This is a genomic window from Myxococcus llanfairpwllgwyngyllgogerychwyrndrobwllllantysiliogogogochensis, from assembly GCF_006636215.1.
GTDB lineage: Bacteria > Myxococcota > Myxococcia > Myxococcales > Myxococcaceae > Myxococcus > Myxococcus llanfairpwllgwyngyllgogerychwyrndrobwllllantysiliogogogochensis.
In genome coordinates, this window is sequence record NZ_VIFM01000013.1 from 12002 (window position 1) to 29635 (window position 17634).

Sequence of the window (17634 nt, forward strand, 5' to 3'; positions counted from 1 at the left end):
CCCACGACCTCGGCTAGACGGGGGACGAGGGTCGGGTCCGCGACGTTGGACACGGTCCGGAGGAGGGGGAAGCACCCATGGAGTCTTCTTCTCGTCAGTGCCGAGGCGCGTCGCAGTGGCTGCTTGTGGCCGCGCTGTTCGTGAGTGTCACCGCCTGCAAGCAGGAGCCGCCCGCTCCGCCGCCAGCACCGCCCCCGCCTGTCGCCGCCGTGGAGCCGGAGGACCCTCCGTTCCCCGAGCAGGCCCTGCCGCTCCCCGCCGAGGTGGCGCAGGTCGCCGCCGAGCCCGCGAAGCCGCCCGAACCTCCCTTTACCGGAGACCTCCCCGCGCTGCGCAAGCGCGGTGTGCTGCGTGTCCTCGTGGAAGGCACCGACGAGGACTTCCTGCCGCGTCAGGGCACGCCCCGGTCGCAGGACCGCGCGCTGCTGGAGCGCTTCGCCGAGAAGCACGGCATGTCCGTCGAGTTCCTCGCAATGGAGCGCTTCGATCAGCTCATCCCCTCGCTGCGAGAGGGGCGCGGAGATGTCATCGCCGCGGACCTGACCGTCACCCCCGAGCGCTCCAAGGACCTCGCGTTCACCCGTCCCCTGGCCCTGGTGAACGAAGTCGTCGTTGGCAAGCGGGGTGCCGCCGGACTGCCTCGCAAGCCAGAGGAACTCGCGGGCCGCGCCGTGCACGTTCGCGCCAGCTCCACCTTCGCCGCGTCGCTCGCCGCTCTCGCGAAGGAGAAGGCCTCGGGGCTCACCATCGAGCCAGTGCCCGAGAGCACCGACTCCGAGGAACTGGCCTGGAAGGTCTCGCGGGGAGAAGTCCCGCTCACCGTCGTGGACAGCCACCTGCTCGCCGCCATCGAGACGTACAACCCGGACGTGGAGGGCCTCTTTCCCATCGCGGAGAAGCGCGCCCTCGCCTGGGCCGTGCGGCCGGAGAACCCCGCGCTGCGCGGTGCCCTGGATGCCTTCCTCGTGGAGCGCGCGCTCACCGACCACAGGGAGCAGCGCTTCACGGGGGACCTCGACGCCATTCGCAAGCGCGGCGTGCTGCGGGTCCTCACTCGCAACAGCCCCGTCACGTACTTCCTCCACCGAGGCGACCAGGCGGGCTTCGACTACGAGATGGCGAAGCTCGCTGCCGCCGCGCTCAAGGTGCGGTTGGAGGTCGTGGTGCCTCCTTCGTATGAAGAACTCCTCACCTGGTTGAAGGAGGGCCGAGGAGACGTGGTCGCCGCCGCGCTCACCGTGACGCCGGAGCGTCAGCGCGAGGTGGCCTTCAGCCGCCCCTACCTCTTCGTGGACGAAGTCATCGTGCAGCGCGCGGGGGCGCCGAAGCTCGAATCCCTGGCGGCCCTGAAGGGCCAGGCTGTCCACGTCCGGCGCTCATCCAGTCACTTCGCCACGCTCAAGGACGCGTCGACCCAGCACGGCTTCACGGTCGTCGAGGCACCCGAGGACCAGGACGCCGAGACCCTCATCGACCAGGTGGCGCGCGGAGAGATTCCCTTCACCGTGACGGACAGCCACATCCTCGCCGCCGAGCGCGTGTACCGCGATGACGTGGAGGCTGGAGTGACGCTACCGGGGCAGGGGCCTCGCGCCGGCACGGAGGGGCACCACGGCATCGCCTTCGCCGTGCGTCCGCAGAACGTGAAGCTGCGCGCCTTCCTGGATGGCTTCGTGCAGAAGACCTACCGGGGCACCGAGTACAACCTGGCCCGGCGCCGCTACTTCGAGGGCCACCGGAGCGAGGCGCCCGCGACGACGGAAGAGGCGGTCCTCACCGGTGCCATCTCTCCCTATGACGTGCTGGTGCAATCCTACTCGCAGCGCTACGGCCTGGACTGGCGATTGATGGTGGCGCAGATGTTCCAGGAGAGCCGCTTCGACCCTCGGGCGCGAAGCTGGGTGGGCGCGCAGGGTCTCTTCCAGGTGATGCCCGGCACGGGCAAGGAGCTGGGCTTCCGGAAGCTCGAGGACCCGGAGCAGGGCATCCACGCGGGCGTGAAGTACATGCACCAGCTCATCGGCCGCATCGCTCCGGAGATTCCCTTCAAGCAGCGGCTGCGCTTCGCGCTGGCCTCCTACAACGCGGGACTGGGCCATGTGCTGGACGCGCGGCGGCTGGCGCAGGAGCAGGGCTGGGACCCCAACCGCTGGTTCGGCAACGTGGAGAAGGCCATGCTCCTGCTGGAGAAGCCCCAGCACTATCGCCGCGCGCGACACGGCTACTGCCGAGGCTCCGAGCCGGTGAAGTACGTCTCCGAAATCCAGACGCGCTACGGCAACTACATCGCCGTCGTGCAGCACTGACGCCCCAAGCGCGGCTCGGGGTTTCAGTCGTGACTCAGAGACTCACGCCCACGTACGCGGCGGCCCAGGGGCCGCTGAGCGAGACGGAGAACGTGTCGGGCTCCGAGTCCGCCACCATTCCGAAGTTCCGGGCCTGCTTCACGTACTGCGTGTAGCCCACGTTGACGCGGGTGTGGACCCAGCGGTTGAGCTGGTACTGGAGCGCCGCCGAGCCGCCTCCACCGAAGGTCCATTTCCGGACGCGACGCTGGAAGGCGCCCGAGTCGGGTTCCGGGGCCGCCGTCCCGTCAGGCTCCGTTGCGAACATGCGCCCGGAGGCGAGGCTCACCTCGGACGCCGCGCCGAAGAGACTGAGGCCCAGGAGCAGCTTGCCCGTCAGCGCGAAGCGCTTCTCGAACCCCGGCCGCACCGAGAGGACCTGCAGGTCACCCCCCGTCAGGTACCACTCCACGCCGTTGGTCCACCACCAGTCGCTCCGGTCCGAGCTCCGCACCATGTTGAAGTGCAGCCCGCCCGCCAGGCGCATCGCGCTGGCGCGAGCCCCCAGCGTGCTCGTCCTGTCTCTCCAATCGAGCATGTAGGCCGTCGGGTGCTGCACCCGCGCCCACGAGCCCCCGAACTCCACCGAGAGCTGCGGGGGCCGTTGCGCCATGTCCGACGCGGTGCCCGGCGGTGGCGAGGAGGCCCCGGCCGTGAAGGCCGGGCCCAGGGCGAACAGCAGGCCGAACAGGGTACGCATGACAAACCTCCTCTACAGCCCCGCGACCTTCGAGGCGCTGGACACCGTATAGACCAAGGTCAATTCCTGCTGGGAACGCGGCGCGGCCGTCACCTCGAACCGGGCGATGCCGTCCGCGCTGACCCGCGTGGGCGCTGGCTTCGTGCCGTCCTTCAGGAGATTCACCTCCACGGTCTCCACCTCGGACACGGGAATCCGTTCCTCCAGCGCCACCGACGCGGGCTGCGCGCTCATGTTGGAGAGGAACATCTTCACGTGGTGCGTCTTCACCTTGCGCCCCGTCAGGCGGCTCGTCTCTTCCTGCAGGTCCGTCTGCCGGGCCACCCGGAGCGCATCCTCGCTGCCGAAGCCCAGTCGCACGCGCTCGCCCTTGCCCGTGAAGCGCAACTGCGAGCGGCCCACGTAGCCACTGACGCGCACCAGGTCCACGGGACCCGCGAGCAACACCGCCGGCCCCACGTTGTCGAAGCGGGCCACGCGGTGCGCCAGCGGGGACAGCTCCGGACAGACCAGCAGCTCGGAGGCCGCGGGCGCGGTGAAGTGGAACATGGGGACGCGGTGAGGCTCACCGTCCGAGGGCACCGTGGTGCGGTGGGTCGCCGCGAGCGTCAGGGCCTCGCCGCCGTCGTCCATGCCCGGAAGGCCCTCGTCGCGCTTTCCTCCGCCACCTTCGCCGGTGGTCTGGATGACCTCCTCGCGCATGGAGACCTCCACCACCTGCTTCTCTCGCTCCGTCTTGTCGCGCAGGAAGAGCCAGTCCGTCTCCAGCCGGGGAGGGGTGGCGCCCAGTGTCGGCCGCGCCGTGGAGAACGCCAGCTCCACGTCCTTCCACTCCTCCTCCGTGCGCTGCCACACCACCGCCTCGCACTCCAGCCGCACCGTCTGGCCCGTGCCGCTGGCGGCTTGCTCCAGCGTCGCGCGATAGGCCGGACGCCACGCCGCGCACGGCACCAGGTATGTGATGGACAGGAGCGCGGTGCCTCCCGCGGGGTGGCCCACTTCCAGCTCGGCGTGGACGTCCAGCTTCGCCTCCGCCTGCTGCGTCCCCGCCAGCGCTCGCTTCGCTTCCTCGAGCTGCCGCTGCAGCCGCTGCTCCTCGCGCAGCGCACCGCGAAGTGCCTCGTCCGCGACCTCGAGCGCCTGGCGCACGGTGTCCAGTTGCTGCTTCCATTCCTCCGCCTGCGCCTTGCCACCACCGGCCTGCTCGGAGATGGCGCGGTACACGTCCGCGTGCGCCGTGGTCAGCAGGCCCTGGCGCGTGCTCAGTCGCTCCCGGTCCGCGCGGGCCTGACGCTCCTGTCGCTCCAATTCCGCCACGCGCCGGCCCAGCTCGGTGGCGTGCTCGCGTCGGGCTTCGGGAGGCTGGGGCTTCTTCGCGCGCCGCACGCGCGCCTGGGACACGGTGCCTCCGGCAAGCTTCGCCTGGAGCGAGCGGTCCACCGCCAGCGGAGACAACCCCGCGATGACCAGGCGCTGGGCACCTGGCACCAGGGGAACTTCACCTCGGCGCTCGACGAGCGCGCGGTCTTCCAGGACGGTGACCTTGACCACCGGCAGGGTGAGGGGCGTGCTCATCATGTCCTCCGGTTTCCGCCGCCGAGCATCTTGCTGGCGGGAATCTTCACGGTCCACGTCGCCTTGAGTGTCTGGGCCTCACCCGGCTGGAGCACCACGCGCCACGCGCGCTCGCCCTCCACCGGGACTTCTCCTGGCAACGGCGTGCGCTTCTGCCAGACCGGCGCGACCTCCGTCTCCTCCACCTTGATGTCCTTCTCGAACCCCGTGGGGACGGCGGGCACTCGCTCGCACACCTCGACGAGAATCCGGTTGGACATCCGGTTGGCCAGCTCCACCGAGATGTGGTGGGTCAGCATCGTCGCGCCACCGAAGATGCCACCGGTGGCCTCGTCGAAGCGCGTGTTGCGCGCGACCTTGATGGACTCCTCCACGCCCAGCCCCAGTCGCTGCGTGGAGCCTGGGGGCATGGTGGGCAAGGGCGACGTCATCAGGAACTCATCGCCCAGCGTGACGTCCACCGGGCCCGCGAGCAGCGGATAGGGCGTCCGATTCTCCACCCGCACCGTGCGGAACGCGCGGGACTCCACCGAGGGCACGCAGACGTACTCGGCGGACAGGCCCACCGGCACGGACAGCACCGGCAGCGTGTGCCACGCCGCGTCCGAAGGCACATCCGCGCGCGTCTCCAGGTCGAAGCGCGCATCGAAGTGCATCGCGGACTCGCGGGGCGGCACCGTCCACGTGGGCGTCGGGACGCGCCAGAGGCTGTTGACCTCCTGCTCGCTCACCGCGATGAACGAGAGGATGTTGACCTGAATCTGCACGGCCGACAGCGCGAGGATCTCCCGGGTGACGTGCGACGGGCGGGGACGCAGCCGGCCACGTCCGTCCAGGTCGTCCGCGGGTGTCAACGACAGGCGGTCATAGTCCAGCAGCGAGTCCGAGGGTTCCAGTCGGGGCACCGCGCTCGGGCGGTCCTGCGCCCCGCCTCCTCCCAGGCTCCCATCCGCCATGTCGGCGTACACGCGCGAGGAGCCTCCTTCCTCCTCCGCGTCCTGCGGCATGTCGAGCTGCTCGTCATCCATCTCCGCGGGGGCCACCGAGCCGCGAGAGCGCCTGAGCGACTCAAACTCCCCGGCCTGGGTCGAACCTCCCCGAGAGCCTGGCGCCATGTTGCGGGGAGCCGCCGCGGGCGCGGGCGGTGGAGGCGGCGCGGAGGAGGCGCTACCCACGGAGCGTGCCTTCGAAGCCATGGGCTTCGGGAGTGCGCGCCCGCCCTTGGGCGCGGCTTCCTTCTCCATGCCAGACGAATCGTAGAGGCCACCGGAGACGGGCTCGTCCCTCGGCGCGGACTGGGGGCTGGTGGCGGCCTGCCGGAGGGTGTCGTAGCCGGCGAAGAGCTCGTCCAGGCCGGGAGGCGGCTCGCGCCAGCCAGAGCGAGGCGGCGGGGGTTGGCGGCGGCCGATGCGCAGCGCCTTCAGCTCGGGGACCTCGGCCTTGCGGTCCAGTGCGGCCGTGGACACCGCGAGCTTCACGCCCGTCCAGTCCTCGCCCGTGCGTTGAATGATGGAGGCGCGCATCCGCAGCGTGCCTTCCTCCAGCGTCCGAGGCAGGCGCAGGTCATAGGTCGGCACCCAGCGCGCGCCCGGGACGGCGTACTCCAGCGAGATGAGCGCGGGAGTCTCCCGGGGCCAGGGGTTGCCGGACAAGGTGAGGACGGCGGCGCGGTACACGCGGGCCCGCTCGCCCCGCACGGATGAAGAGGCCTCGTGCAGTCGCTGGCGCCGCAGCCGGACATCGGCCTCCGCGTCACGGTGCGCCTGCTCCAGCTCCAGTCTCCGCGCGTTCAGGGACGTCAGCTCCGTGTCCACGAAGGACGTGAGCGCCAGCAGCGCTGCCAGCGGGGCCTCGTGAGGGACGTAGGCGTCCTTCTTCTGCGGCGCGAAGGTGGGCTTGAGCTTGCCGATGGACTGAAGCTCGCGTTGAACGCCCTCCAGCCGCGCCACTACATCCGAGACTCGCGCGAGCGCCTCCTCGAGGGCGCGGTGCTCACCGGGGACGTCGACCTCTGGCGGGAGCTGGACGTCGAAAGTCGGCCGGATGGCGCGGATGGAGAGCCCGGGAGGGCCCTGTCGTATCGCGGCCCGGAGGGTTCCGGGGCGCAGTGACATCGGAAGTCCGTTGAGCTGGATTTCGGTGGGGACGCGGTCCTCCACGAGCTGCAAGGTGGCGATGCGAGTACACAGCGCCCCTTCTGCGTGAACGGTGACTGCATCCAGGATGGATGGCACGACGAGCATGCGCCCCCTCGGCTCGGGATGAAGTCGCAAGGCTAGTCGAGATGGGCGCCAGAATCATGCCCCCCCACGGTGTCGTTCCGGCGGGAGGGGCGGTGTTGACGCTCCACGCTCACCGCAGCACCCGTCCTCCGGGCAGACGCAAGGCCACCCGGAAGCGCCGCGTCGTGACGCCCCGCCGGACCACGAGCCAGAAGCCCCGGCGTCGCACCCGCTCGCCCGCCGAGGTCAGCCGCCAGCGCGCATCGAAGTCCATCAGGACCCCGGACATCGAGGGAGGCAGTCGTCCCTCCTCCTGGAGCGATGCCGCGAAGCGCCGACCCTCCGCGAGCGAGTCGGGCTCCACGGACATGGGATGTGCGCGTGCCCACGGCTCGAAGCGGGCCCTGAAGTCCGTGCCCAGCGCCGCCGCGAGCGAAGGCCATGCACGCTCCACACCGCGACGGCGCTTGTGAAGCAGGGATTCGGACGCCGCGAGCACGCGAGCCGTGTCGAAGCCGGAGGGCACGGGCGCGCCCACGCCCAGGGCCTTGACGAGCTCCGCCTGGGCCTGGGCCAGCCGCTCGCGCGCGGTCATCCGTGGGACTCCGCATGCCATCGCGAGACTCCGCGCCGGAGCGCGGCTTCCATCGCGGAGAGCTCCGACGCGAGCTCCGCTGGAGCGGGAAACCGGTCATCGCGCTCGAGCATCACCGGCACCGGCCCGAGCCGTGCCGACAACTGCTCCAGCAAGGCCAGCGGGCCACTCGGCACCGGGTGCGCATGCGTGTCGTGGTACAGGCCGTCCCGCTGGACGCCGCCCGCCACGTGGACATAGGCCAGTCGCTCGCGCGGCATACAGGCCAGCACCGCGTCGGCATCGGTGGCGTGGTTGAGCACGTGGGCGTGGAGATTGGCCACGTCCAGCAGCAGCGAGGCGCTGGTGCGCGCGAGCACTCCGGCGAGCAGCTCCGCCTCCGAGAACGCGGCGTCGGGCCACTCGAACAGCGAGGCCACGTTCTCCAGCGCCAGCGGCACCGGCAGCGCCGCCTGGGCGCGCAGCACGTTCTCCGCGAGCACGTCCAGCGCCTCCTCGGAGCGGGGCAGGGGCAGCAGGTGTCCTGACTCGAGCCCTCCGGCGCGGACGAACGCGAGGTGCTCGCTGACACAGACGGCGCCCACGCGTTCCGCCTGTCGCGCGAGCCAGGCGAGGCGCCGGGAGTCGGGTGGCTCCGCGGAGCCCAGTCCCAGCGAGACGGCGTGCAACACCACCGGCACTCCTCGCTCGCGCAGGCGCATCAGGGGCTCGGGCACGGCGCCCGAGTCGGGCAGGTGTTCGGCGAGGACCTCCACGAAGCCCGGGGTTGGCAGCCGGTCGATGAACAGCGCGAGCTCCCTGCGCCAGCCGATGCCGACACCCTGGAGCGACAGGGTCGTCAATCGCCACCTCCGCAGCCGCCGCAGCCACCCCCGCCGCCATCGCCTCCGCCGCAGCCATCTCCTCCGCTGGACGAATCGCCGAACCCGAAGGAGTTGCTCCCAGGATCCACTTCCCGGCGCAGCAGCTCGAAGTCACTCGTGGACATCGCGCCCAGTCCGAAGAGGGCCACGGCCATGCCGACCTCGTGCCCGTTCAACATGGCGGGGGACTCGGCACTGCCCGCGACGGTCCTCAGTGGCCGCTCCTGCCAGCGCAGCTTCTGGAGCACCGAGGCTCCCCGGCGGCTCGTCCAGACCCTCTGCGCGAGGAACCCGATACCGACCGTGGCCACACAGCAGAACACCACGAGCAGGCCCACGGGCTTGTCGCGCTCCAGGCCCACGGAGATCTTCGTCAGTCCCAGCAGGAGCACCGCGAGGCAGGGGAGCGGCGGCAACCAGCGGGCGCGCCATCCCCAGGCGTCATCGACGAGCCATCCGCGCTCGATGAGTGCGGGCTTGAGCTGTTGGATGGCGGGCTCCGCGCGCTTCAGCAGCTCGGACGACTTGACCTCGCCATCGGTGACGGCGCGGCAGACGACGCGCTCGATGAAGGCGGCGTCCGGGGGGCGAGAACCGGTGGACTCGAGTCGCGCCCCGTCCATGCGAATCGAGCCGTCGTGGAGGAGCCTTGCCAGGGCCGCGTGGACGACGGCCTTCGGCCCGGAGAGCATGGCGATTTCATAGGGGTCCGGGTGCCGGGGCAGCGCACCGGGGGCGCCTCCGGGCTGGCGCAGCAGGTAGCGCAGCAGGAGTCCCACCAGGAACGCGAGCGCGAAGAGAGCGGCGAACAGTCCGAGGAACTGCGGGCCCGACATCTCCAGGGGATTCATCGTGGCGGCCTCCATGCTGGTTCACCCCCTCATGAAACGCACCGCGAAGCCGCTGACAGCGGGGGCCCGTGACGTCTTCGTGACGTCCCGGTGTCACGCGAGCGTCCGAAGTCCGCGCCCTGGAGTGGCAGTCTACCGTGGAGCCGCGACGCCGCGCTGTGTCGAATCGCGACGCGCGCGCGGGCCTCAGCTCGGGTCCTTGCGCGCCACCGGTTCAGGGGACGCGGGAGGGCGCGTGGGATTGCCCAGGCAGTCGAAGCCGACCACGGGAGGGAAGGTGCTGCTGGGGCGGTACTCCCAATGCCACGGCTCCGAGGGCACCGTGCGGCGGAAGCCGAAGCGGCACGCGTTGGCCTCCAGCCAGAGGTAGCGCTTCGAGGTGCGCTGACCGATGACGAGGTCCACCGCGAGGCCTCGCTGGTGGTTGGAGCGTCCGGGCCGCGCCGCCTTGTTGCCACGGCCCCGGCGGTACTCCTCGTAGAGCCACCGTTGCTCGCGCAGGGAGCGGTAGCCGCTGGTGACTCGCAACACCAGGCCGTCCTTCGTCGCTTCGGTGGCCATGCGTTCGAGGGCCGTCGCCGTGTCGCGATGCAGCCGGTGGCCGCCTTCGACCCGCACGAGCTTCGCGGCCTTCACCTTCTGCCGCCGGGGACGGGACTCACCGGCGAAGGCGACGGTCGTGAACAGGCACGTGAGGATGACACTCCAGCGGAAGAGCGCGAGCGACATGGCGGAATCCGGTCTGGGGAAAGGACCTGACTCTCGCGCGTTTATTCCCGCAGGCAAGCAGGCGGGAAACCGAGCCCTCGTCGGAGTTTCCGGCGATCAGAACAAGGAGAGCTGCGCGGACGACGGCTTCTCCACGGGGCGTGGGAGCGTCTTGAAGCCATGGGCGCGAGCCCACTCCTCGCTCGGGCCGCTCCAGTGGTGCGCGTCCATCTTCGCGTGGCCCTTCTCGTCGAAGGCGACGCCCTCGGCTTCCAGAAGCTCGCGCTGTCTGTGTCCGTCCAGGCTGATGCCACCCGTGCGGTTGATGATGCGCTGCCAGGGGACGGTGGCCGAGCGAGCACCCAGCGCGCCCAGCGCATGGCCCACGACGCGGGCATCGCAGCCTTCCTCGCCGAGGAGGGTCGCGATGTCTCCGTACGTGGCCACCTTGCCCCACGGTACCTGTTCGACGAGCGTGTAGATGCGCTCGTAGAAGTCGCGCTCGTCGCGCGGCGGACTCTGCGTCATGACGTTCGGGCTCCTGGGGGAAAGCTACCCATCCAGCGCGTCTCGACGCGAGCGCTAACCGCTGCGCGAGCCCAGGCCCGTGGCCTCGCCTGCTCGCAGCCGTTCGTGCAGCGTCCTGGCCTCCAGGTACCAGAACTGGACGTTGCCGAAGCTGAGGATGTCGCCGTCGCGGAGCGTGGCCACGCGGGTTCCCAGCGTGCCGGCGTTGAGGAAGGTGCCGTTGGTGGAGCCCAGGTCCTTCACTGTGCAGCGGTTCTCGGCCTCGTCCCAGCGCAGCTCCGCGTGCTGCTTGGAGACGGACGCGTCGTCAATGACGAAGTCGCAGTCCATGCGCCGGCCGATGCTCAGGTGGTCCGTCGAGTGGAGCGGGGGGAGCGTCACGACGCGCAGGTGTTCGAATTCGAACAGCAGGGTCATCATTCCGAGGCTGATGTCCTCGGGGTCCGCCATGCGGGTGGGCGCGAGCACCGCCGCCGAGGCTTCCGAGGGAGGGCGCTGGATGAGGGCGAAGGGCCCGAGCTGCCGCTCGAAGTCCTTGGCGGGCAGTGACGCGGCGAGCGCGCGGAGTTCCTGGACGGACAGCACGCGGGGCAGCCTAGCGGGTCACCCCGCGTGCGCCCAGCGGCCCGGAGGGTGTCATGTACGGCTTTCGTTGACCTGCATGTCACGGGTTCCCTACATTGAGCACTTCATGGTGGGGGCCGGGCTCCGGGAGGAGCGCCGGCCCTCAATCTTTAGTGAACCAGGGAGTGGTGGAAGGAGCTGTGTCGATGGCGAGCGGGAGCGACAACATCCCGATGACCCCCTCAGGACTGCGCAAGCTCAAGACGGAGCTCAAGCATTTGCAGTCTGTCGAGCGGGGTAAAATTTCACGGGAGATCGAGGTCGCCCGGGCCCATGGGGACCTGCGCGAGAACGCCGAGTACCACGCGGCGAAGGAGAAGCAGTCGCACATCGAGGGTCGCATCCTGGACCTCAACGACTGGATTGCGCGCGCCGAGGTCATCGACACCAGCAAGCTGGGTGGCGACAAGGTCGTCTTCGGGGCGACCGTGGACCTGCTGGACACGGAGACGGACAAGCCCGTCACCTACCGTCTCGTGGGTGAGCTGGAGGCCGACCTGAAGAAGCGGTGGCTCGCCGTCACGTCGCCGGTGGCTCGGGCTCTCATCGGCAAGCGCAAGGGCGATATCGCCACGGTGCAGAGTCCGGGTGGGACGCGTGAGTTGGAGGTCCAGGAGATTCGCTTCGAAGACCCCGAGGACGAGGCCCCGCCCAGCGAGGGCTGAACGTCAGCGGTATCCTTCTCGAGAGAAAGCCGACGGGGGAGCGGGCCTGAGCTCGCTTCCCCGGTCGCGTTTTCTGGGAGACGTCACCCCCGTTCCGTAGGATGGATGGACGTGACTCACGCGTGAACCATCCGCTCGCCAGTCTTGTGGGACCCCTTCGGTACGCGTGCCAGCGTGACTTCGCCATGCTCGCGACCTTGAAGGACCTGACGTCCGTCATGGAGCGCGCGCTGGCGGGAGCCAGTGGTGTGGACTCCGAGGCGCTCGGGCACCTGCGCGCGGCGCTGCCCTATGTGGACCATCCCACGCCCGAGCGCCGCAAGGCCGCGCTGCGTCGCGTGGTCATGGCGCTGAAGCTCAGCGGCGTCGTGTTGCCCGTCGAACTGGACGGAATCGCCCAGGCCGCTCCGAGGTCCGAGGGACCTGGTGAACCCGGGCGAACCGGAGACGCCTCACGGACGCGCGGACAGGACAGGGCGCCTGCGAGTGAGCCCGGGCGAACCGGAGACGCCACTCGGACACGCGGACAGGACAGGGCGCCTGCAAGTGCGCTGGGGCGCGGTGGCGACCCCGTGAATGCTCGCGGACAGGAGTCCTTGCTGGAGCCTGCCGCCCGTGGCCGAACGCGCGTGGTGGCGGAGAGTGGCCCTGTCGCGCCGCCTCCGGGCTACGTGCAGACTCCTCCGTGGAAGTCGAACGACCCACTGCCTCCCTCGCCTCGCGCGAAGGCTCCCGCGCCCCGCTCGGCGACCGGTGTCGCGTCGCCGACGGCGAACCCTCGGTCCTATGGCGCGGAGGCGGGCCTTGCACGACCCGGCAACGTGCAACCTGCTCGGGGAGAGATGCGCCCGGGGGGACGTGGCGCCCGACAGGCCTCGCTCGACACGGGCGCGGAGTCCGGGGCCCCTCCAGCCAAGGCGAAGAAGGAGCAGCGCAAGAAGAAGCGCGCCGTGGCGGCGGAGGCGTCCCGCTCCGAGGCGAAGCTTCTGTCCATCGCGCCTCGTTCCGGTCCGCTGTCCTCGCCGCTGAAGACGCTCGGTAAGCGCCTGGGGCCTCGGCTCATCTCCGCGCTGGACAAGAAGGGCCTTCGCCGGATGGGCGACATCCTCTTCCTGCTGCCGCGCTGCTACGAGGACCGCAGACGTCTGCGCACCATCGCCGAACTGGAGCCTGGGGAGCGCGGTGTCACCGTGGGCATGGTGAAGGTCGCGGACTACGTCCCGGGCAAGCAGGGGCGGCGGATGTTCCGCGCCGTGGTGGGAGACCGCTCGGGCAGCATCGCCGCGACGTACTTCCACGCGGGCCCCTGGCTCAAGAGCCGCTTCACGGTGGGCAAGCGCATCGTCCTCTCCGGTGAAGTGCGCGCGACGATGAATGGTCGCGAGATGGCGCACCCGGAAATCGAGCCCGCGGAAGACATGGAGTCCGCCACCTCGGTCCACTTCAACCGCATCGTCCCCGTGTACCCCGGCTTCGAGCGAGGCGAGCAGCGCTCCTTCCGCGAACTGGCGGCGCGCGTCGGCGAGCAGTACGCGCACGAACTGGAGGACCCGCTGCCCGCGGACCTGCGTCGCCGGCTGGAGTTGATGGGGTTGCCGGAGGCGCTGCGCTTCATCCACTTCCCACCGGACGCGGCGGACCTGGAGTCCCTCGACGCGCATCAGAGCCCGGCCCATCGCAGGCTCGCGTTCGACGAGCTGTTCTTCCTCCAGTTGGGCATGGCCCTCAAGCGTCAGGGCATCAAGGCGGAGGAAGGCATCTGCTTCGATGTGTCCGCGCCTCGCCTGGAGAAGGCCCGCGCCGCGCTGCCTTTCCAGCTCACCGGCGCCCAGGCACGAGTGGTGGATGAGCTGAGTCGGGACATGGCCCGCGCCGAGCCGATGAACCGGCTGGTGCAGGGTGACGTGGGCAGCGGCAAGACGGCAGTGGCGATGGTCGCCGCGATTGTCGCGCTGCTGGACGGCTATCAAGTCGCGGTGATGGCCCCGACGGAAATCCTGGCCGAGCAGCACGAGCGCACCTTCCGCAAGGTGCTGGCGCCGCTGGGCTTCGAGGTGGGGCTGCTCAGCGCGGCGGGGACGGCGAAGTCGAAGCGACAGGTGCGCGAGGCCGTGGCCCGAGGCGACATCCACCTGGCAGTGGGCACGCATGCCCTCATCCAGCAGGACATCGCCTTCGCTCGGCTGGGGCTCGCGGTCATCGACGAACAGCACCGCTTCGGCGTGCTTCAGCGTCACTCGCTGATGAGCAAGGGCCCCAAGCCGGACGTGCTGGTGATGACGGCCACCCCCATTCCTCGCACGCTGGCCATGACGCTGTATGGGGACCTGGACCTCTCCATCATCGACCAGCTCCCACCGGGACGAACGCCCATCAACACGCGCGTCTTCAACGACAAACAGCGCGCGCGCGTCTACGAAGCCATCGCCACCGAGCTGACCAAGGGGCACCAGGCCTACGTCGTGTATCCGCTGGTGGAGGAGTCGGAGAAGCTGGACCTGGAGGACGCGACGCGCGGCGTGGAGAAGCTGCGGTTGGCCTTCCCCCAGGCGAGCGTCGGCTTGTTGCACGGGCGGATGAAGGCCGAGGAGAAGGACGCGGTGATGGAGGACTTCCGCGAGAAGCGGCTGCAGGTCCTCGTGTGCACCACGGTGGTGGAGGTCGGCGTGGATGTGCCCAACGCCTCGGTGATGGTGGTGGAGGCGGCGGAGCGCTTCGGCCTGTCGCAGCTCCACCAGCTCCGGGGGCGCGTGGGCCGTGGCGCGGCGGCCAGCTTCTGCTACCTGGTGGCCAACAGCGCGCGCTCGATGGAGTCCGTCGAGCGGCTGGCGGTGATGGAGCAGAGCAGCGACGGCTTCGTCATCGCGGAGAAGGACCTGGAGATTCGCGGGCCCGGCGAGTTCATGGGCACGCGGCAGAGCGGCCTGCCGGAATTGGCGGTAGCCAACCTGGCGCGGGACGGAGACCTGCTGTCGATGGCGCAGGTCGAGGCCCGACGCATCCTCGCCAGAGACCCGGAGATGGAGTCTCCCGAGCACCAGAGTCTCGTGAAGGCACTCGATGAACGCTGGGAAGGACGACTCGCGCTGGCTCGGGTGGGGTAGGGCGTTCGCCTCGCGCTGCCCGTCCCCCCACCCACTGGCCGAGCTGCTGCGGGAAGCACAGGCCCGGGGCTCGAACACCGTGGGGACGCAACGCACCGACCCTGGTAGGGCGCCGGAGTCCCTGCCCGCCCATCCCGACATGGTTAGACTCAAGGCATGGGTGACCGGGGACGCGCCGAGTACCTGTCGAGTCAGGGCATCCGTGATGGACGGGTGCTGGAAGCCATCTCGCGACTGACGCGCGCGGACTTCGTGTCGGAGGCAGAGCGTCTCGAGGCCGGAGCCGACGTGCCGCTCCCCATCGGCCATGGCCAGACCATCAGCCAGCCCTATGTCGTGGCGCTGATGACCGAAGCGCTGGCCTTGAAGGGTCATGAGCGCGTCCTGGAGATAGGCACGGGCTCCGGCTACCAGACGGCGGTCCTGTCGCTGCTCTGCCGCGAGGTGTACACGGTGGAGATCGTCCCAGAACTCGCCCGCTCGGCGCGATGGCGGCTGCTGCGACTGGGCTTCGAGAACATCTACTTCCGCCAAGGCGATGGCACCGAGGGCTGGCCGGAGCAGGCGCCCTTTGATGCCATCCTCGTCACCGCCGCGCCGGCCGAGGTTCCCAGCACGCTGCTTGGCCAGCTCCATCGCGGTGGCTGGATGGTCATCCCCGTGGGGCCCACGGGGGGCACCCAGGAGCTGCTGCGCATCCATCGAGCACGAGAGCCGGGGGCCTTGCCCCAGGTGGAGTCCCTGCTTCCCGTCCGCTTCGTCCCGATGACGGGGGGACCGCCTCGTCCGGTTCTCCCCTGAAAGCTGTCGGCCTTGGCCTGGCGCGGAGGAAGGGATGGTCCGCCCGGATGCTTGAATGCCGTCAGGGCCCTCGAAGGCGCGTTGCCCCCGAGCAGGGCCGCCCGCTAACGTCGCGCAATGATCATCTGCCCGGTCTGCGACCACGTTCAGCCCGAAGGGACCGAATGTGACGTCTGCGGAAAGCGGTTTCCCACCGCCGTGAATGTGGCGACTCCCCCCGTGGCACAGCTGCCGGAGCTGGAGCTGACGCCGCACGCGGGGGGCCGTGACGCGGTGGACGCGCCCGTGCTGCCGGAGCTGGACGGAACGCGCTTGCGCAGTGGGCCGGACCTGCCGGCCCAGGTGGTGCAGGACCTGGAGCTGACGCGCGCGGCACCGACGGGTGAGATGCCCGTGGCGGCGCTCGAGGAACTGGACACGGGGCGCGCGCAGGATGACGGCGTGAGGACCCCGGCCCCGCTGGGCGCCGTCACCTGCCGCTACTGCCGCAACGTGCAGGCGGTGGGACTGCTCTGCGACAACTGTGGCATGCGATTGCCGCGCGCTCGGATCGCGGCGACCTCCGTGGCGGCGAAGGGGGAGGAGGACGGGTGGATGGCCTGCCCCTCGTGCCATACCCGAGGGCGGCCCGGACGCGCCTGCTCCGAGTGCGGCACCCGGCTCCAGGAGGGGGCGTGAGCGCCTCGGAGCCCGGCTTCCGGGCGGAGTACGCGTGCAGCGAGGGCTGTGACTTCCGCGCCTCGCTCCTGGACGTCGTCTACCGGTGCCCTCGCTGCGAGGGGCTCCTGGAGGTGCGTCACGACGTGGCGGCCCTGCGAGCCGTGCCCGCGGCGGAGTGGAAGCGGCGCTTCGAGTCGCGCTTCGGCTCGGCGCGGCTGCCGGATGGCTCGGGCGTGTGGGGCAAGCGTGAGTGGGCCTACCCCCAGCTTCCCGTGGAGGACATCGTCTCCCTGGGCGAGGGCCGCGTGCCCTTGAAGCCCCTGCCGCGCATGGCGTCCGAGCTGGGGCTGGCCGCGTTGGACTTGAAGGAATGCGGCGTGTCGCCCACGGGCAGCTTCAAGGACTGGGGCATGACGGTCCTCGTCTCCGCCGTGAAGCACATGCGGGCCCAGGGCGTGCCGCTGCGGGCCGTGGCGTGCGCGTCCACGGGTGACACCTCCGCGGCGCTGTCCGCCTACTGCGCGGCGGCGGGCATTCCGGCGGTGGTGTTCCTGCCCCGGGACAAGGTCTCCCTCGCGCAGCTCGTGCAGCCCATCGCCAATGGCGCGCGCGTGCTGTCGCTCGACACGGACTTCGATGGCTGCATGCGACTGGTGCAGGCGGTGACGGCGGACACGGGCCTGTACCTGGCCAACTCGATGAACTCGCTGCGCATCGAGGGGCAGAAGATGGTCGCCGTGGAGCTGTGCCAGGACCTGGGCTGGGAGCCTCCGGACTGGGTGGTGATTCCGGGCGGCAACCTCGGCAACGCCAGCGCGCTGGGCAAGGGCTTCGAGCTGATGCTGGAGCTGGGGCTCATCACCCGCCGGCCGCGCATCGCCGTCGCACAGGCGGAGCGCGCCAATCCGCTGACCCAATCCTTCCGGGGCGGGTTCAAGGAGCTGGTGCCCATGCAGGCGCGGAGCACGCTGGCGTCCGCCATCCAGATTGGCAACCCGGTGTCCTTCCGACGCGCGGTGCGAATCCTCAAGGCCTTCGACGGCGTGGTGGAGGAAGCCACCGAGTCGGAGCTGTCCAACGCCGCCGCGCGCGCGGACAAGGAGGGCACCTTCACCTGTCCCCAGACGGGCGTGGCGCTCGCGGCGCTGGAGAAGCTGGTGGCCCAGGGAGTCATCGCGAAGGGCTCCCGCGTGGTGGTGGTGTCCACTGCGCACGGCCTGAAGTTCTCGGACTTCAAGGTGGGCTACCACCGGGGCACGCTGGCGGACGTCACCAGCCGCTATGCGAACCCTCCCGTGCAACTGCCCGCGAACCTGGACGCCGTGCGCGAGGCCCTGTCGGACCTGGGCTGACGACGCTCGGTGCGGCAGGGCGGGGCTCCCGTAGGAGGGGA

At 70.2% G+C, this 17634-nt stretch carries 15 protein-coding genes; 6 read left to right on the forward strand and 9 right to left on the reverse strand.

The features are described 5' to 3' along the window. The first annotated feature begins 77 nt into the window (after window positions 1–77). On the forward strand, window positions 78–2306 hold the full coding sequence (locus FJV41_RS05025) for an MltF family protein (RefSeq protein WP_141641255.1): 2229 nt from the start codon (window positions 78–80) through the stop codon (window positions 2304–2306). Between the two features lie 34 nt (window positions 2307–2340). Here FJV41_RS05025 and FJV41_RS05030 read toward each other — a convergent pair whose 3' ends face one another. The 9 genes from FJV41_RS05030 to FJV41_RS05070 all read right to left on the reverse strand — a co-directional run bounded on the left by FJV41_RS05030 (window position 2341) and on the right by FJV41_RS05070 (window position 10972). Beyond that, the gene (locus tag FJV41_RS05030; protein WP_141641256.1) at window positions 2341–3045 is read right to left on the reverse strand and encodes a hypothetical protein; all 705 of its coding nucleotides are present in this window, start codon (window positions 3043–3045) and stop codon (window positions 2341–2343) included. A gap of 12 nt (window positions 3046–3057) precedes the next feature. Next, window positions 3058–4620, reverse strand: a complete 1563-nt coding sequence (locus FJV41_RS05035; RefSeq protein WP_141641299.1) for a mucoidy inhibitor MuiA family protein — start codon at window positions 4618–4620, stop codon at window positions 3058–3060. Further along, window positions 4620–6863, reverse strand: a complete 2244-nt coding sequence (locus tag FJV41_RS05040; protein WP_141641257.1) for a DUF4139 domain-containing protein — start codon at window positions 6861–6863, stop codon at window positions 4620–4622. Before FJV41_RS05040 ends, FJV41_RS05035 begins: the two co-directional genes overlap by 1 nt. A 109-nt stretch (window positions 6864–6972) precedes the next feature. Next, entirely contained in the window at window positions 6973–7437 is a 465-nt protein-coding gene (locus FJV41_RS05045) for an SCO6045 C-terminal-like domain-containing protein (RefSeq protein ID WP_141641258.1), read from the reverse strand. Beyond that, complete coding sequence (locus FJV41_RS05050; RefSeq protein WP_181790400.1) at window positions 7434–8279, reverse strand: MbnB/TglH/ChrH family RiPP precursor modification enzyme; 846 nt, start codon at window positions 8277–8279, stop codon at window positions 7434–7436. Before FJV41_RS05050 ends, FJV41_RS05045 begins: the two co-directional genes overlap by 4 nt. Then, the gene (locus FJV41_RS05055; RefSeq protein WP_181790402.1) at window positions 8276–9151 is read right to left on the reverse strand and encodes a TIGR04222 domain-containing membrane protein; all 876 of its coding nucleotides are present in this window, start codon (window positions 9149–9151) and stop codon (window positions 8276–8278) included. The genes FJV41_RS05050 and FJV41_RS05055 overlap by 4 nt, the downstream gene beginning before the upstream one ends. A 186-nt stretch (window positions 9152–9337) precedes the next feature. Further along, window positions 9338–9880 (reverse strand): M15 family metallopeptidase, encoded by a 543-nt coding sequence (locus FJV41_RS05060; protein WP_141641260.1) that lies wholly within the window; start codon window positions 9878–9880, stop codon window positions 9338–9340. 96 nt (window positions 9881–9976) lie between these two features. Continuing rightward, complete coding sequence (locus FJV41_RS05065; RefSeq protein ID WP_141641261.1) at window positions 9977–10387, reverse strand: MGMT family protein; 411 nt, start codon at window positions 10385–10387, stop codon at window positions 9977–9979. 54 nt (window positions 10388–10441) lie between these two features. Further along, complete coding sequence (locus tag FJV41_RS05070; RefSeq protein WP_141641262.1) at window positions 10442–10972, reverse strand: FHA domain-containing protein; 531 nt, start codon at window positions 10970–10972, stop codon at window positions 10442–10444. A 185-nt stretch (window positions 10973–11157) separates the two neighbouring features. Between FJV41_RS05070 and greA the strand changes: the two genes are divergently transcribed. The 5 genes from greA (at window position 11158) to thrC (ending at window position 17593) form a co-directional block, all read left to right on the forward strand. Continuing rightward, window positions 11158–11676, forward strand: a complete 519-nt coding sequence (gene greA, locus FJV41_RS05075; protein ID WP_141641263.1) for a transcription elongation factor GreA — start codon at window positions 11158–11160, stop codon at window positions 11674–11676. A gap of 101 nt (window positions 11677–11777) precedes the next feature. After that, the gene (recG, locus tag FJV41_RS05080) at window positions 11778–14780 is read left to right on the forward strand and encodes an ATP-dependent DNA helicase RecG (protein ID WP_246137003.1); all 3003 of its coding nucleotides are present in this window, start codon (window positions 11778–11780) and stop codon (window positions 14778–14780) included. A gap of 156 nt (window positions 14781–14936) precedes the next feature. Beyond that, window positions 14937–15581 carry a protein-L-isoaspartate(D-aspartate) O-methyltransferase gene (locus tag FJV41_RS05085; protein WP_141641265.1) on the forward strand — a complete coding sequence of 215 codons (645 nt, stop codon included), beginning with the start codon at window positions 14937–14939 and terminating at the stop codon, window positions 15579–15581. A gap of 117 nt (window positions 15582–15698) precedes the next feature. Further along, window positions 15699–16259, forward strand: a complete 561-nt coding sequence (locus FJV41_RS05090; protein ID WP_141641266.1) for an MBL fold metallo-hydrolase — start codon at window positions 15699–15701, stop codon at window positions 16257–16259. Beyond that, window positions 16256–17593: a threonine synthase gene (thrC, locus tag FJV41_RS05095; RefSeq protein ID WP_141641267.1), complete on the forward strand. Its 1338-nt coding sequence runs from the start codon at window positions 16256–16258 to the stop codon at window positions 17591–17593. Before FJV41_RS05090 ends, thrC begins: the two co-directional genes overlap by 4 nt. Window positions 17594–17634: the final 41 nt, after the last annotated feature.